Source organism: Paraburkholderia sp. PGU19, assembly GCF_013426915.1.
Classification (GTDB): Bacteria; Pseudomonadota; Gammaproteobacteria; order Burkholderiales; family Burkholderiaceae; genus Paraburkholderia.
On sequence record NZ_AP023179.1, the window covers coordinates 3,004,196 to 3,019,175 of the forward strand.

General features: G+C 61.1%; 12 protein-coding genes and 1 pseudogene. 4 read left to right on the forward strand and 9 right to left on the reverse strand.

Annotation, left to right across the window (positions count from 1 at the left end; genetic code table 11):
- Positions 1-57: 57 nt before the first annotated feature.
- Together H1204_RS13690 and ugpC are read right to left on the reverse strand one after the other, a co-directional pair.
- The gene (locus H1204_RS13690; RefSeq protein WP_180728728.1) at positions 58-2,058 is read right to left on the reverse strand and encodes a beta-galactosidase; all 2,001 of its coding nucleotides are present in this window, start codon (positions 2,056-2,058) and stop codon (positions 58-60) included.
- A 15-nt stretch (positions 2,059-2,073) separates the two neighbouring features.
- Positions 2,074-3,225 (reverse strand): sn-glycerol-3-phosphate ABC transporter ATP-binding protein UgpC, encoded by a 1,152-nt coding sequence (ugpC, locus tag H1204_RS13695; RefSeq protein ID WP_180728729.1) that lies wholly within the window; start codon positions 3,223-3,225, stop codon positions 2,074-2,076.
- Positions 3,226-3,452: 227 nt separating this feature from the next.
- Between ugpC and H1204_RS13700 the strand changes: the two genes are divergently transcribed.
- Entirely contained in the window at positions 3,453-4,481 is a 1,029-nt protein-coding gene (locus H1204_RS13700; protein WP_180728730.1) for a LacI family DNA-binding transcriptional regulator, read from the forward strand.
- Positions 4,482-4,772: 291 nt separating this feature from the next.
- Positions 4,773-5,768, forward strand: a complete 996-nt coding sequence (locus tag H1204_RS13705; protein ID WP_180728731.1) for a MerR family transcriptional regulator — start codon at positions 4,773-4,775, stop codon at positions 5,766-5,768.
- Between the two features lie 46 nt (positions 5,769-5,814).
- Here the strand turns inward: H1204_RS13705 and H1204_RS13710 are convergent, their stop codons facing one another.
- The 4 genes and pseudogenes from H1204_RS13710 to H1204_RS13725 all read right to left on the reverse strand — a co-directional run bounded on the left by H1204_RS13710 (position 5,815) and on the right by H1204_RS13725 (position 10,707).
- Complete coding sequence (locus H1204_RS13710) at positions 5,815-6,774, reverse strand: sensor domain-containing diguanylate cyclase (RefSeq protein WP_180728732.1); 960 nt, start codon at positions 6,772-6,774, stop codon at positions 5,815-5,817.
- A gap of 166 nt (positions 6,775-6,940) precedes the next feature.
- Positions 6,941-8,542, reverse strand: a complete 1,602-nt coding sequence (locus H1204_RS13715) for a hybrid sensor histidine kinase/response regulator (RefSeq protein ID WP_180728733.1) — start codon at positions 8,540-8,542, stop codon at positions 6,941-6,943.
- A 295-nt stretch (positions 8,543-8,837) separates the two neighbouring features.
- Positions 8,838-9,434: a lipocalin family protein gene (locus H1204_RS13720; RefSeq protein ID WP_180728734.1), complete on the reverse strand. Its 597-nt coding sequence runs from the start codon at positions 9,432-9,434 to the stop codon at positions 8,838-8,840.
- Between the two features lie 21 nt (positions 9,435-9,455).
- A pseudogene (locus H1204_RS13725) lies at positions 9,456-10,707 on the reverse strand (transposase).
- Positions 10,708-10,782: 75 nt separating this feature from the next.
- On the opposite strand from H1204_RS13725, the gene tnpA reads away from it, so the two are divergent.
- Positions 10,783-11,181 (forward strand): IS200/IS605 family transposase, encoded by a 399-nt coding sequence (tnpA, locus tag H1204_RS13730; RefSeq protein ID WP_180728735.1) that lies wholly within the window; start codon positions 10,783-10,785, stop codon positions 11,179-11,181.
- Between the two features lie 291 nt (positions 11,182-11,472).
- Positions 11,473-12,468, forward strand: a complete 996-nt coding sequence (locus H1204_RS13735) for an aldo/keto reductase (protein WP_180728736.1) — start codon at positions 11,473-11,475, stop codon at positions 12,466-12,468.
- A 14-nt stretch (positions 12,469-12,482) separates the two neighbouring features.
- On the opposite strand, the gene H1204_RS13740 is transcribed toward H1204_RS13735, so the two are convergent.
- From H1204_RS13740 to H1204_RS13750, 3 genes are all read right to left on the reverse strand, one after another.
- The gene (locus tag H1204_RS13740; protein ID WP_243468634.1) at positions 12,483-12,995 is read right to left on the reverse strand and encodes a YbhB/YbcL family Raf kinase inhibitor-like protein; all 513 of its coding nucleotides are present in this window, start codon (positions 12,993-12,995) and stop codon (positions 12,483-12,485) included.
- 128 nt (positions 12,996-13,123) lie between these two features.
- A complete protein-coding gene (locus tag H1204_RS13745; protein WP_243468509.1) occupies positions 13,124-14,335 on the reverse strand; it encodes a transposase in 1,212 nt (403 codons plus the stop codon).
- Positions 14,332-14,937: an IS607 family transposase gene (locus tag H1204_RS13750; protein ID WP_180728738.1), complete on the reverse strand. Its 606-nt coding sequence runs from the start codon at positions 14,935-14,937 to the stop codon at positions 14,332-14,334. The genes H1204_RS13745 and H1204_RS13750 overlap by 4 nt, the downstream gene beginning before the upstream one ends.
- Positions 14,938-14,980: the final 43 nt, after the last annotated feature.

Genomic DNA, 14,980 nt, shown 5'->3' on the forward strand with positions numbered 1-14,980 from the left:
TTCCTGTCTCCTTGTGTCCTGGTTCTAACCTGCTGGGATCACTGCTACGTTACGAAGTTATTCCGTGCTTTCCGTACCTTCCGTACGATAGGCCGCGACGCCTTGCGGCTCGACTTCATGCGCGCCGATCACGAAACGCGATGCATCGACGCCTTCGATCACGTGTCGAGCGTTCGTATAGTTGAATACATACGTGAGCTTGCCGCGCCGGCTGATACGCACGCTGTCGCCGAGCGGTGTCGGCGTGAGACCCGCTTCTGTCGCGATACGCGCAAACAGCGATTCCGTCAGGCGATCGTCGAACAGACTCGCGAAGTAATGCACTGAGCCATGCTGCACGTACGCGGGATGCCCGTCGGCGAAACGCGCGCGCACGCCGAAGCTGCGCTCGTCGGCGGCATCGATCAGGTCGCGCCAGTAGCGCGCCTGACCTTCGCGCAGACCATCGCCTGCGTCGTTCACCTGCACGGGCTCCGTCACGTTCGGCCGCATCGATTCGACGCGCCATACGCGAATGGGTAGCAGCGATGCGAGTGCGCCCGGCGGCAGGTTCGCGGGAATCTGCAAATCAGGCGTCTTCGAACCCGTGCGCGGTCCGAGCACGATCTGCGCGCCCGATGCCGCGAGCCGCACTGCGAAGTCGCCAGGCACGACGGGCAACGGCGGCACGACGATCATCGCGTAGCCGTCGAGCGGCGCATCGGCGGGAATCACATCGACGTCGAAGCCCAGCGAACGCAGCGCCGAGTAATACTCGAAAGCGAAGCGCGGGTAATGAAAGTCCGCGCCCTGCGGATGGATTTCAAAGAGCCATTTGGCTTCGTAGTCATAGATCAGCGCAACCTTGCTGCGCACATTCGCGTTCGCATCGGCATCCGCCGCCGACACCTTTGCGATCTCGTGCGCGACCTGCTCCGCTTCGCTGCCGCCGATGTCGAGGCGATTGTCGGGCGTGTTCAGCCCTGCGTGCATCTGCTCCTGCGCGAACGGCGCCTGACGCCACCTGAAGTACGACACGCAGCCTGCGCCGTGCGCGAACGCTTCCCAGCTCCACAGACGCACCATGCCCGGCAGCGGCGCGGGATTCCAGTGCGCCCAGTTCACGGGACCGGGTTGCTGCTCCATCACCCAGAACGGCAGCTTCGACATGCCGCGATACACGTCATGGTTGAACGAAGCAAAGTCGGGATGCCCGGTGCGCAGGAACTTGGCCTTGACCTCCGGCGCGTACCACTGCTCTTCGAGCGCGCCGAGCGGATAGCTGTCCCACGTGGCCACATCGAGATCGCGCGCGACCTTGTAGTGATCGAACTCGGTGAACAGCTGCATGAAGTTGTGCGCGACGGGACGTCCCGGCGAATGCGCGCGAATGATCTCGACCTGCATGCGGTTGTAGCGCGCGACTTCATCGGAGGCGAAACGCCGGTAATCGAGCCGATGCGAAGGATGCGCTTCCGTGACGGTCGCGACGGGCGCGTCGATTTCGTCGAAGCTGCGGTACTCCATGCTCCAGAACACAGTGCCCCACGCGCGGTTCAAGGCGTCGACGTTCTGATAACGCTCCTTGAGCCACACGCGAAAGCGCGCGACGGCAGCAGGCGAATAGCTGACCACCGTGTTATGGCAACCGAATTCGTTATCCGTCTGCCAGTACGCGACGGCAGGATGCTTGCCGTAACGCTCCGCGACAGCCTCGCAGATCTTGCGCGACGCTTCGAAATACGACGGCGACGAGAAATCGTAATGACGGCGCGAGCCGAATGCGCGCGGACGTCCATCCGCGCCCACGGGCAGAATGTCGGGATGACGGTCGATCAGCCACTTCGGCGGCGTCGCTGTCGGCGTGCACATGACGACCTGCAAGCCGGCCTCACCAAGCACGTCGATCGCACGGTCGAGCCAGGCCCAATCGTATTCACCCGGCGACGGCTCGATACGGCTCCAGGCAAATTCCGCGATTCGCACCTGCTCGATGCCGAGCGCCTTCATACGGCGCGCGTCGTCTTTCCACATCGATTCCGGCCAGTGCTCCGGGTAATAACAGACTCCAAGGCGCATGAGCATGTCCCTTATTTATGCGTAGTGTTCGACGGAGTTAAGTGCCTTCACGGCGAATCCGTCTTCGATGAAAAGATGGCAGGCGCGGGCGGGCGCGGCGAATACCACGCGCTCGCCTTGTTCGACGCGAGCGTTGCCCGGCACCTTCGCGATCAGCACGGCGCCGCCTGGCTGCTCCAGATGCACGTAGCTGTGCTCGCCGAGATGCTCGATCAGCGAAATGGTGCGTGCGAGCGTTGCATCACGTCGTGATGCAACGTCCGTGACGAGTTCGAGATGCTCGGGGCGCACGCCGAGCGTGACAGGCTGCCCGCCTTGCAAGGTGCTGCCGTCGACTTCGACGCGCAGGGTTTCGTTGGTGTGATCGAGCGTGACGTCGACGCCTTGCGCGTCGATCGCCGTGACTCTGCCAGGCAGGAAGTTCATGCGCGGCGAGCCGATGAACCCCGCGACAAAGCGACTATTGGGCCGGTGATACAGCTCCAGCGGCGCGCCGATCTGCGCGATGCTGCCGTAGCGCTCGGTGTCCTTGCCCGAATGCAGCAGCACGATCTTGTCAGCGAGCGTCATCGCTTCCGTCTGATCGTGCGTCACGTAGACGACGCTCGCGGTCGCGAACTGTTTGTGCAGGCGCGCAATTTCGATTCGCGTCTGGCCGCGCAACGTCGCGTCGAGATTAGACAAGGGTTCGTCGAACAGAAACACGCCTGGCTCGCGCACGATCGCGCGGCCAATTGCGACGCGCTGCCGCTGCCCGCCCGACAATGCGCGCGGCTTGCGGTCGAGCAGCGCTTCGAGTTGCAGGATGCGCGCGGCTTCCTTCACCTTGCTGTCGATTTCCGCTTTCGGCTTCTTCGCGAGCTTGAGGCCAAAAGCCATGTTCTCGTAGACGCTCATGTGCGGAAAAAGCGCGTAGCTCTGGAACACCATCGCGACGCCGCGCTCGGCAGCGGGCACATCGTTGACGATGCGACCGCCGATCGACAGATCGCCGTCCGTCACGTCTTCGAGACCCGCGATCATGCGCAGCAGCGTGGACTTGCCGCAGCCCGACGGACCGAGGAACACACAAAACTCGTTTTCGCCGATCTCCAGATCGACGTTGCGGATCACGGGCGCGTTGTCTCCATACGCTTTCTGCACGCCCTTCAACGAAATGCTCGCCATCGCTTCGACTCCGTGATTTAATCAGCCCGAAGCGGAGATTAAGCGCTTAATCTGAATGGCCGAAAAAACGACCGCATTGCGATCGCTGGCCTTTCTGAAGGCCATTTGTTGGCCGCGTAAGGCTGTCTCCGATAATTCGTTCTGTCGTTTTGCGCATGGTGCCCCGCCTTCGTAGCCAATGCAAATGATGAACGCGAGTCCCACATATTGAATAAGCGTTGCGAAACATGTCCACTTTGAGCGAAGTCGCGCGGCGCGCCGGCGTCACGTCGGCCACCGTTTCGAATGTGCTGCGCAATCGCGGGCGCGTCGGCGAACAGACGCGTCAGCGCGTGCTCGAAGCCGTCGAAGCGCTCAACTACCGTCCGCATCTTGCGGCGCGCGCACTCGCCGAAGGCCGCGCGCCGACCATCGCGCTGATGGTGTCGAGCATCGCGAACCCGTTCTACCCGGAGTTTGCGCTGGCCGTCGAGCGCGCGGCGCGCACCAGCGGGCACTTCGTCATCATCTGCAACACCAATGAAGACCCGCAAGCGGGCCGCGCGTATCTGGAGCAGATTGCGGGCACGCTCTCCGAAGGCGTGCTGGTGATGAACGCCAATCTCGACTTCGACGATCTGCGCAAAACGGAAGCGCGCGGCGCACCCGTGGTGCTGTGCATGTGGGAACGTCCCGACGATCCACCCGGCCTGCCGTGCGTCGCCGTCGATTTCCGTCTCGCAGGCCAGCTTGCCGCGAAGCATCTGATCGAGCTTGGGCACACGCGCATCGGTGCGGTCGTCGGCAGCAAGCCCTCGGGTATTCACGCGTCGCGCTATGAGGGCTTCGTCGATGCGATGCGCGAGGCTGGCCTCAAAGTGCCCGCGAAAAACGTGCGTTACGCACCCGATACGACGCAGGGCGGCTATGCCGCAGCGCGCGATCTGCTGGAGCACGACACGAAGCTGACGGCCATCTTCGCGACGAACGACCTGCCCGCGCTCGGCACGATTCACGCGGCGGCCGATCTCGGGCGCGACGTGCCGCGCGATCTCTCCGTGGTCGGCATCACGGACATTCAGCTTGCACAGCAATCTCGTCCGCCCCTCACAACCGTCGCCGTGCCGACCGTCGAAGCCGCGGAGCTCGCCGTGTCGTTGCTGCGCGAGCTGATCGAGCGGCCCGCCGGCAAGCATGGCGCGCACCAGAAAGCGCCGCGCGTGTGCGTGACGTCCGCGCCGCAGCTGATCGTGCGCGGCTCCACAAGCAAACGCTGACCTATACCTGCAACGAAGCTGAGGCTTTCCTCATACATCACACGATCAGGCATGACAGGTCTCGCATCACTCGATCCTGGTCAAAATCAGTACAAACGCCTTTTTGCGTCGCGTGGTGCATTGGCGGGACAGAACGGGGACAAGAACCCGCAAAGGCTTGCGCGCCAAAGGCTTGTATTGCGCAGAGCGTCTGTTTATGCGGCTTTGCGCCATCATTGAATAAAAAAATCCGGTTCAAATCATCGTCGCGCTTGTTAGACTCGAATCGACTTCCCCAAGGGTTTTCGATTCATGAACAACACAGTGGATGATCCAGAAGCCGTGCCGCGCTATCGCATCGGGGCCGTCGCTCGCATGGCGAATCTGCCCGTCGGCACGCTGCGTATCTGGGAGCGCCGCTATGGCGTTGTTGCGCCGCCCACCACGCAATCGGGGCATCGCCTGTACAGCGAAGCCGACGTGCGGCGCGTCGCGATGATCAAGGGGCTCGTCGATCGTGGCTACTCGATCGGCTCGATCGCCACCTTGCAGACGGGCGAACTCGAACGGCTCGCGTTCATGCATGTCGACAAGACCCCTGTTTCGCCGCTCGCGGAAGGACGGCCGGGCTTGCGGCTGCGCATCGTCGGCACGGCGCTCGCGCAGACCATTCGCCAGCATCTGCGCGCGATGCAGGCCGAGCTCGCGAGTGAGCCGAAAGTCTTCGAGAACATGACGGCTGCGTTCACCGAACGCATGAACCAGCCCACCGATGTGCTGATCATTCATCTGCCGTCGCTGCATGCGGACGATGTCGAGCGCGTGCTCGCGTTGAGCGCGTCGACTCACGCGGAGAACATCGTCGTGGTGTATTCGTTTGCTGCCGCCAACACGATCAATCTGCTGGAACGCGTCGGCGTGCGCACGATACGCGAGCCGCTCGATCAGGCATCGATCGCGCAGATGATGAGTGACATCCAGCGCAAGACGGGGCAAGCGGCGACGCAGCCTGACATGCGCGAGCCCGCGCCGCAGCGGCACTACTCCGACGAAACCTTGATGGCGATGGCCCATGCGTCGACCACCGTCGCGTGCGAATGCCCGAAGCATCTCGCAAGCATCATCATGCAGTTGAGCGCATTCGAGCAGTACAGCGTGAGCTGCGCGTCGCGCACGCCCGCCGATGCGCTGCTGCATGTCTATCTGGCGAACATCTCGGGCCGTGCTCGCGCGATGTTCGAGCATGCGCTGCTGCGGCTCGAACGCGAGGAACGTTGGGCGCTGGAAAAATCGCTGACAGCGCGTTGATACCACAGAAGCGGCTACGCTAAACGTTTGCGCAGCCGTCCAGACTTCAGCGTTGCGAGCGCTTGTTCGCGTACATCGCGCCGTCGGCTTGCGCGAGCAGGTCGTCGATACTCTGCGGACTCTCCGGCTCATACGTCGCCGTGCCCACGCTGCAATGCAATTGATAAGGCGTTTGCGCGGACTGGTTGTGGACATCCAGTTGATGTCTGAGACGCGCGATGGTCTGCGTCGTCCCTTCTTCGTCCGAGTCGCCCAACAACACGACGAACTCGTCGCCGCCTAACCGTCCGATCACATCGCTGTCGCGTAATGCCGTTTGCAATACCTTTGCAAATGCAATCAACGCGCGGTCGCCTTCCGCGTGGCCGTACACGTCGTTGATATTCTTGAAGCCATTCAGATCGAAGAACAGCAGCGACGCCGGCTTTTGTGCGCGCTTGCAGAGCCTGATTGCATGCTGCGCGAGCGCCTCGAAGCCGCGTCGGTTCGACAGGCCTGTCAGCTCATCCGTGGTCGCGAGCTGCACGGCGGAGATTTCCTGCTCGGCCATGCGCGCAAGATCGCGCAACAGCACGCGCTCTTCGTCGTCCAATGCGCGTGGCTTCACGTCGATCAGACATAGCGTGCCGAGCCGGCTGCCGTTGTCGACGGTGAGCGGATAGCCCGCGTAGAAGCGGATATTCGGATCGCCCGTAACAAGCGGATTGTCGGCAAAGCGCACATCGAGCAACGCGTCGTTCACGAGGAACAGTTCATCGTCGAGAATCGTATGGCCGCAGAACGATACATCGCGCGATGTTTCCGAAGCATCGATGCCGGGATGCGACTTGAACCACTGGCGATGGCTGTCGACCAGTGTAACGGCCGCAATGGGCACGCCGAACAGGCGTCGCGCGAGGCGCGTGAGACGGTCGAACCGTTCTTCCGGCGGTGTATCGAGTATGTGAAGCGAACGCAACGTCTCCACGCGTTCGCTTTCGTTATGTGGCATTGATGGTCGCAGCATTCGAGATCCGGATTAAACGCGAACACGCGATACTCCTTTAGCACCGCGCGATCCGCCGAAGGTTGAACGGAACCGGGTACAAATTCTATCCGCAGCCTGCCGTAAATGAAACGATTACGCCCTGCCCAGTTGACTCAAATGCATGCGTAATTGCCCTGACTGAAAGCTAACCGACACCTGTCGGCCCGTTCAGCACGATGCGCACCTTGCGCGCCAGTTCCACACGCCGATACGGCTTGTGAATCATGTCGAACTCGCTGCCGTTCGCATCGGTCCGCTCGAGCGACGCATCGGCATAGCCTGTCGTCAGCAACACCTTGATCTTCGGTTGCAGGCGCCGCGCCTCGCGCGCGAGCATCACGCCGTTCATGTTGCCCGGCATGATGAGGTCGGTGAACAGCAGGTCGACAGTCGTGCCGTCCTGCAACATCTCCATCGCCTCTTTCGTGTTCAGCACGACGCGCGTGCGATAGCCGATCTGCTCGAGCATCGCCTGCGCGACTTCCGCCACTTCGACGCGGTCGTCGACGATCAGAATCGTTTCGTTGCCCGCCTTTTCGATTGCCTTCGGTGCGGACGGACGACGCTGCGCACTGCCTTCCACAGCCGGGAAATAAAGCCGCAACGTGGTGCCGACGCCGGGTTCCGAATACAGATTCACTGCTCCGCCCGACTGCTTCGCGAAGCCATATACCATCGACAACCCGAGGCCCGTGCCCTTGCCTTCGTCCTTCGTCGTGAAGAACGGGTCCATCACCCTGTCGAGAATCTCAGGCGGGATGCCGCAGCCGTTGTCGGAGATCGCAATGCTCACGTAGCGGCCGGTCCGCAGGTCGGCGAAGCCGACCATCGCTTGCTGCTCCAGTTCGACCGTCTCCGTGCGCACTGTCACGACACCGTCGCGCTTGTTTGCAAGCGCGTCGCGCGCATTGAGCAGCACGTTGAGCAATGCGACTTCGAGCTGGGTCGAATCGACACGGCAATTGCCGAGACCATCCTCATATTCGGTTTTCAACGAAACGTTCTCGCCAAGCGTGCGCCGCGCGAGTTCGACCATGCTGTCCGCCAGTGTATTCAGATTGACTGGGCGCCCCACGAGCTTCTGCTTGCGCGCGAACGCGAGCAGCTGTTGCGTCAGCGTCGTGGCTTTGGCGACCGCGCCGCGTATGCGATCGAGGCTTTGTGCCATCACCGGGCCTTGCGCATTACTTTCGATGCCCATTTGCAGCACATCCACATAACCCGCCATCACCTGCAGCAGGTTGTTGAAGTCGTGCGCAATGCCGCCCGTCAACTGCCCGAGCGCCTCCATCTTCTGCGCCTGATGCAGCGCGTCCTCTGCGTCGCGGCGACGGCTCACGTCCAGTTGCGAGCCGAAGAAATACACCAGTTCGCCTTGCTCGTTGAAGATGGGCGAAATGAAGAGCGCGTTCCAGAATGTCGAACCGTCCTTGCGATAGTTGAGAACCTCCGTCGCGATCTCGCGGCGATGCGCGACGGCGTCCCGCACTTCGTCGATGGTGGCGCGATCCGTCTCCGGCCCTTGCAGAAAGCGGCAGTTGGTGCCGATGATCTCCGGCAGCTCATAGCCTGTCATGCGCAGAAACGCATGGTTCGCGAAGATCACGGGGTTGTCGGGCAGGTTCGGATCGGTGACGACCATCGGCATGCGAGTCGTCGATACGGCGGCAAAGAAGATGTCGTCGCGATGGTCGGTGATCTGATGCGCGCCGCTTCGAATGGTTGTGAGTGTACCGTTGGTATCCATGGCATTTGACGCAATAAGGTGCGACAGCCACGGTTGTTTCGCTCGACTCTTTACGTGGGCAGTCACACTCCGGTTTGAGAAGCCGCATCGGTCTGCGCAGAGCGACGCGGAATTGCAATGCGTCCGTCAATGCGAAATTCATGCCGACACGAAAATGCGGCAGCAATTGCGCAAAAGCTCATGGATAAAAGGGAAGAGTTACCGCGCAAAGCCACCATGCGTCACTGGAAATGACGGATATGCGATGCGGGATTTCACAAAAGGAAAGGCGGCTAGAAAAATTTTCAAAAGATCTTTACTGCTGCGTCCGGCGCAGCATCGACAGGTCATAGCCTAAGGCGCGAACGCGTTCCAGCAGCGCGCGTTGCAGTTCGACTGCGGGCTTCGCTTCACGCGTGAGTATCCACAGATAGGTGCCGCTCGGTTCGCCGACGATCGACCAGTCATAGTCGTCGGCGTGGTCGAGCACCCAGTAGTCGCCGACATAGAACGGCCCGAAGAACGATACTTTCAGCTTTGCGTTGTCCGACTCGGGGACCACACGCGCCTTGCCGCGCGCGATGCGGCGCAATCCATCCGCACCGCCCTCGCGGCCCGTGTTGATCACGCTGATCAAGCCGTCGTCGCGCTTCGCGTAGTCCGCCGTGACGAAATCGCGGCCTCGCTCGAAATGATTGTCATAGCGCGCGAACTCGTACCAGCGCCCCGCATAGCGGTCCACGTCGACGCTCTTTGCCGGCTCGGGCACGCGCGCATTGCCCTTTTTCCTTCTGATGACGACGGCGCACGCAACCAGCAAACCCAATGCGACGACCACCGCGCCAGCAATGACAGCGCGCGCATGAGAACTGTTGTGCTCGATCTCCTGACTAACGTCTTGTTCGACACTCATCGGTTTGACATCCTCCCCGTCCTAAAGGACGGGGAATCCTACGGGTGCGCAAGCACCTTCGGCGGGTTCCTGCTTCGACGGGCGGCCTGACTGCGCCATCCCTCCACAGGCAATCGCGGCATGTCCTGCCGCTAGAACATTGAGCGCGCCAACGTGATCGGCGTTCACTTCGTGTCCGCACTCGACGCACTTGAACAGAGCTTGCGTCTTTCGATTTTCCTTCGACACATGACCGCAACACGGGCACGTGCGGCTCGTGTTCTTCGGGTCTACCGCGACGAAATATCCGCCGCGCCATGCCGTCTTGTATTCGAGTTGGCGGCGGAACTCGCCCCAGCCCTGGTCGAGAATCGACTTGTTGAGGCCGGACTTCGCGCGGACATTGCGTCCCGGTGCGCTTGCCGTGCCTTTGGCCGACTTCGACATGTTGCTGATCTTCAGGTCTTCGACCGCGATCATCGCGTGGTTTTTGCTGATAGCCGTCGATGCCTTGTGGAGAAAATCAGCGCGAGCGTCCGCGATACGCGCGTGGATGCGCTGAATGCGGGACTTCGCTTTCTTCCAGTTGCTACTGCCTTTGACCTTGCGGGCCATCCGGCGCTGATACTTCGCAAGCCGCTTCTCGTGCTCGCGGAACGACGCGAGCGGCGCGATATACGAACCGTCCGACATGGTAGCGAAGCGGGCAACGCCCACGTCGATACCGACTGCCGAGCCGTGCGCAACCGGCTGCTCTACCTCGCGCTTCGTCAGGATGGACACATACCACTTACCCGCGCGCAGCGATACGGTAGCCGATCGGACCTCGCCGAGCACGTCGCGGCTCTTTCGATAGCGCAGCCATCCCAGCTTCGGGACCTTGATGCGTCCGTTGCCCGTATCGACCTCAATCTGATTCTTGTCAGGGAACAGGAACGAGTCGCCCATTCCTTTGCGCTTGAACTGCGGGAACGACGTGCGCCCAGCGAAGAAGTTTTTGAAGGCCGCTTCGAGATGCTTTAGCGCGTGCTGCTGTGTATGTACCGGGCCATCCTTCAGCCACGGCGTATCCGCGCAGTTGCGCCATTCCGTCAGGCGTTTCGCCATGCCGACGTAGCCGACGAACTTCTGTCCTGCTGCGTGGTTCTCCTTCTGGAACGCCAGCGCCTTGTTATAGACGAACCGGCACGCGCCTGCGAACTGGCGCATCTTGCGCGCCTGCGAACTGGCGCATCTTGCGCGCCTGCTCGCCGGTCGGCATGAGTTCGAATTTGAAGGCTTGAAGGAGTTCCATGCCGCGCAACATACTGTTGTCTGTGAAACTACGCAAGGGGTAAAGGTGGGCCGTCCACGCATAAAAGACTCGGACATGAGGCACGGAAGGCACTGCGTCTTCCTCATGCACGCGCACTTGGTCATCGTAACGAAATACCGACGTGGAGTATTCACGAAGCAGATCATTGACGACCTGCGCGTGATCTTCGCGAACGTATGCCGGGAGTTTGAAGCCGAGTTGGTGGAGTTCGATGGCCAAGAAGACTATGTGCATCTACTCGTGAACTATCCACCGAAGGTCGCAGTGTCGGCGCTCGTAAATAGCCTGAAGGGTGTTTCGGGCCGGATGATTCGGCAGAAGAACTACCCGACCATCCGGCGCAAGCTGTGGGGCGGCGCGCTTTGGTCGCCATCCTATTTTGCGGGCTCGTGTGGCGGCGCTACTATCGCGGTCGTGCGCCAGTACATCGAGCAACAGCAGACTCCGCGCTAAGGCCGCAGAAGGACGCCTGCGGCGTCCGCGCTATCCTTCCTCCCCGTGAACGGGGAGGTTTGACGCCCATCCCGATCAACCTCCCGGATATGAAACCTCGACCCGGCGACAAAGCCGTTTAGACCTTACGCATCTGAAAAGTTTTCCAGCAAAGCGCAATACGGTGTCAGCGCAATGAATGCTTGACGGCAAAGCCGCGACGCAGATTCGTAATAGCCGCTATGCTCTCTCTTCTGCATTTCCATCCCGCTGCACTCAACCTCTTATAGTTTCCTTCTCGCGGAGTCGATCATGCAATACCGCAAATTCGGCCATACTGGTCTTACTGTCTCGCGTTTGTGTCTCGGTACGATGACGTTCGGTTTGCAAACCGAAGAAGACGTATCGCATGGCATTCTCGACAAGGCGACAGACGCCGGTGTGAATTTCATCGATACGGCCGATGTCTATCCGCTAGGCGGTGGCGAAAATCTTGCGGGACGCACCGAGGAAATCATCGGGCGCTGGCTCAAGGGCAAACGCGACCGCTTCATTCTCGCGACCAAAGCCGTCGGCAAGGTCGGTCCGCATGCGTGGAATCAGGGCGCGTCGCGCAAGCATTTGCTAGACGCCATCGACGATTCACTGCGTCGCCTGAACACCGATTACGTCGATCTGTACCAGCTGCATTCCGATGACCGCGACACGCCGCTCGACGAAACACTCGAAGCGCTCGACGTAATTGTGCGCTCGGGCAAGGCGCGCTATATCGGCGTCTCGAACTATTTGGCGTACCGGCTCGCGCGCATGCTCGGACGCTCGGACGTGCTGCGTACCGCGCGCTTCGTATCGGTACAGCCGCGCTACAACCTGCTGTTCCGGCAGATCGAACGCGAACTGCTGCCGCTCGCCGACGAAGAAGGCCTGGCCGTGATTCCCTATAACCCGCTCGCGGGCGGCCTGCTGACGGGCAAGCATCGACACGACGCTAAGCCCGCGGACGGACGCTTCACGGAGACGGTCGGCAAGGCAGGTGAGATGTACTCGGAGCGCTACTGGCACGAACGCGAATTCAAGACCATCGAGACGCTGCGCGAGATCAACGCGAAAACGGGCGAACCGATGACGAAGATGGCGATTGCATGGGTCCTCGCGAATCCCACCATCACGTCGGCGATCATCGGCGCGAGCCGTGTCGAGCAGTTGAACGACTCGCTCGCCGCTGTCGATCTCGTGCTCGACCCCGAGATCAAGAAGCAGCTCGACGAGGCGACCGTCGAATACCGTTGGGGCGATGCGCCACGCTGAGCGTTAATGCTGCGCTAGCGTCCGTAGCGCAGCACGGTGCTGCTAGCAGCCAGCACGTGATTCGTGACGGCCGCAAGAAATGCGTCGTGATTGAGATTGGGCGGTAGCGCATCGGGCGCGAGATCGAGCGCGTAGACCTGCAACACATAGTGATGCGGCACGTCGCCGATGGGCGGGCAAGGTCCGTAGTAACCTGGCTGTCCCGTTCGATTGATGCCGCTCACGCTGCCTGCGGGCGCCGAAGCGCCATGCGGCATCGCGTTCATCGACGCGGGTATCGCGTACAGCACCCAATGGATCACGCCAATGCCCTTGGCGCCATCGGGATCGAAGAGCGTCACCGCAAAGCTGCGTGTGCCCGATGGCGCGTTGCGCCAATGCACGGCGGGCGACTGGTTGCCGCCGCCGCAATTGTTCGCGCTGGCTGCGTGGCTCGAATCGATGGTGCCGCCATCGGGCGTGCCCGGCGACGTCACTTCGAAAGCGTCGGCCGCCACGGCGTGCGTGACGCCCGACGAGAGCGCCATACATAGCGCAATGGCTGCGAGCCGGGTGTTGGAGATAGTTTTCATTGGACGGTTCCGTCGAAAGGGATGCGCTCACGCGGTCATGAGCGCATCGGAGGAAACGAACGGCCATGCCCGTTTATTCCGCTCTAAGTAGTCTGCACATTGCTGTGCAAACGCGACTTTTTCTGCTTCACAGAGGCCGGTTTCACGGTTGCCGAAGCACCCGCCAGAGCCTTCCTCTCCACAGACTGCTGCGCCAGAGCTTGGCGCCGAATGTTGATGGCCGCGTTCAAATCGCGGTCCATCTTTAGCCCGCAGCCGCATTCGATGACGCGCTCACCCAAGGTGATTGCATGGATTGCGCCGCATGCCGAGCACGTCTTGCCGCTTGGATAGAAGCGGTCCACCACAATCACCTGTGCGCCGGTCATGGCGGCCTTGTATTCGAGTTGACGACGAAACTCGAAGAACCCTGCATCGGCGATGGCGCGTGCGAGCTTGCCGTTCTTCAGCATGCCCGATACGTTCAGGTCCTCGATACCGATAGTCGAGTAGTTCGTTGCGAGATTCGTCGTCAGTTTGTGCACAGCATCCTTACGGACGTTCGCTATACGCAGGTGCAGCCGCGCGAGCTTGGCTTTCGCTTTGGCCCGGTTTGCACTTCCCTTCTGTTTGCGCGACAGCGAGCGCGACAGGCGCACGATGCGCTTGTGCTCGGCGCGGTGCGGCTTCAACGCAGGAGCGCCGCCGCCGTCGCTGAATGTCGCCAGCGCCTTTATGCCAAGATCAACGCCGACAGCGCCACGGTCCTCTGCGGCCTTCAGGCGCTCCTCTGTCTCCACCGACAGAGCCATATACCAACCATCGGCCATGCGGCTCACGCTCGCGCCCAGCACGCGCCCAGCGAAGCGCAATTCCTCACGCATGCGAACAACGCCGCAGCGCGGAAGCTTCACGGTCCTTCCGACTACCTGCACGGCATGGCTGGACGCATTCACGGGGCCATTATCGGCGCGGAATGAATCGCGGATGCCCTTGCGCTTAAAGCGCGGATATCCAGGCTTTTTGCCGAGCTTCACGCGACGAAAGAAGTGGTTGAACGCGAGCCCGACATTCTTGATTGCGACCTGCGGCGCGCACTTCGTTACCTCTGCCATCCACGGGAATTCGACGGCCTTGATGGAGTTCAATTGCTTGCGAAGCGCGGCCTCGTTCGGCTTGCCACCTTCCTTGTGCTGGCGCGTCCATTCCGCCAACGCCCAGTTATAGGCGAAGCGAGCCACGCCGCACGCGCGAGCGAAATACTTCGCTTGCTCTGTGGTCGGGTCCAGGCGGATTTTGTGGACGCGGACAATCACCTGGCAGCTTCCGTCAGCGCGTCGATAAGCTGCCTGTTCTTTTTGCTACGTGAGCCGTACAGCCGCGCGGAGAACACCATAATGATTTCGAGCACGTCTTTCGCGAGTTCTTCCTCGAACGAAGGTTGCTCACCCTTGTGAATGATGACGATTTCGATGTTCTGCGCCGCGCACATGGCGAACACCAACTCGGAGCCGAAGCGCAGGAGGCGGTCTTTGTGCGTGATTACGAGCCGCTTCATCTGCTTGCGCAGAATCATTTCGAGCAGACGACTGAGACCTTTCTTGTGGTAGTTCATGCCACTGCCAAGGTCTTTAATGACTTCGCAGCGCCAGCCTCTAGCCGCGCAGTAGCTTTCCAGCATCGCGTGCTGACGCTCAAGGTCGTCCTTCTGGTCGTGCGAAGAAACACGGGCGTAGCAGACTGTCGGCGCGTCCTCGTTGCCGATGCCGAGCAGGTCCGACACGGCGTAATAGCGCGTGCCGCCAGCCGTCTTACGTGCAGGCAGTAGTTCGCCGGTCTCCTCCCATTTACGCAGGGTGGAGACCGCGACGCCGAGCATCGTTGCCGCTTCGCCAATCTTCACAAGCCTCTTTTCCATAAGGATAGGTTAGGGCAGATTTCGGCAGAAAATTCAACTCAGT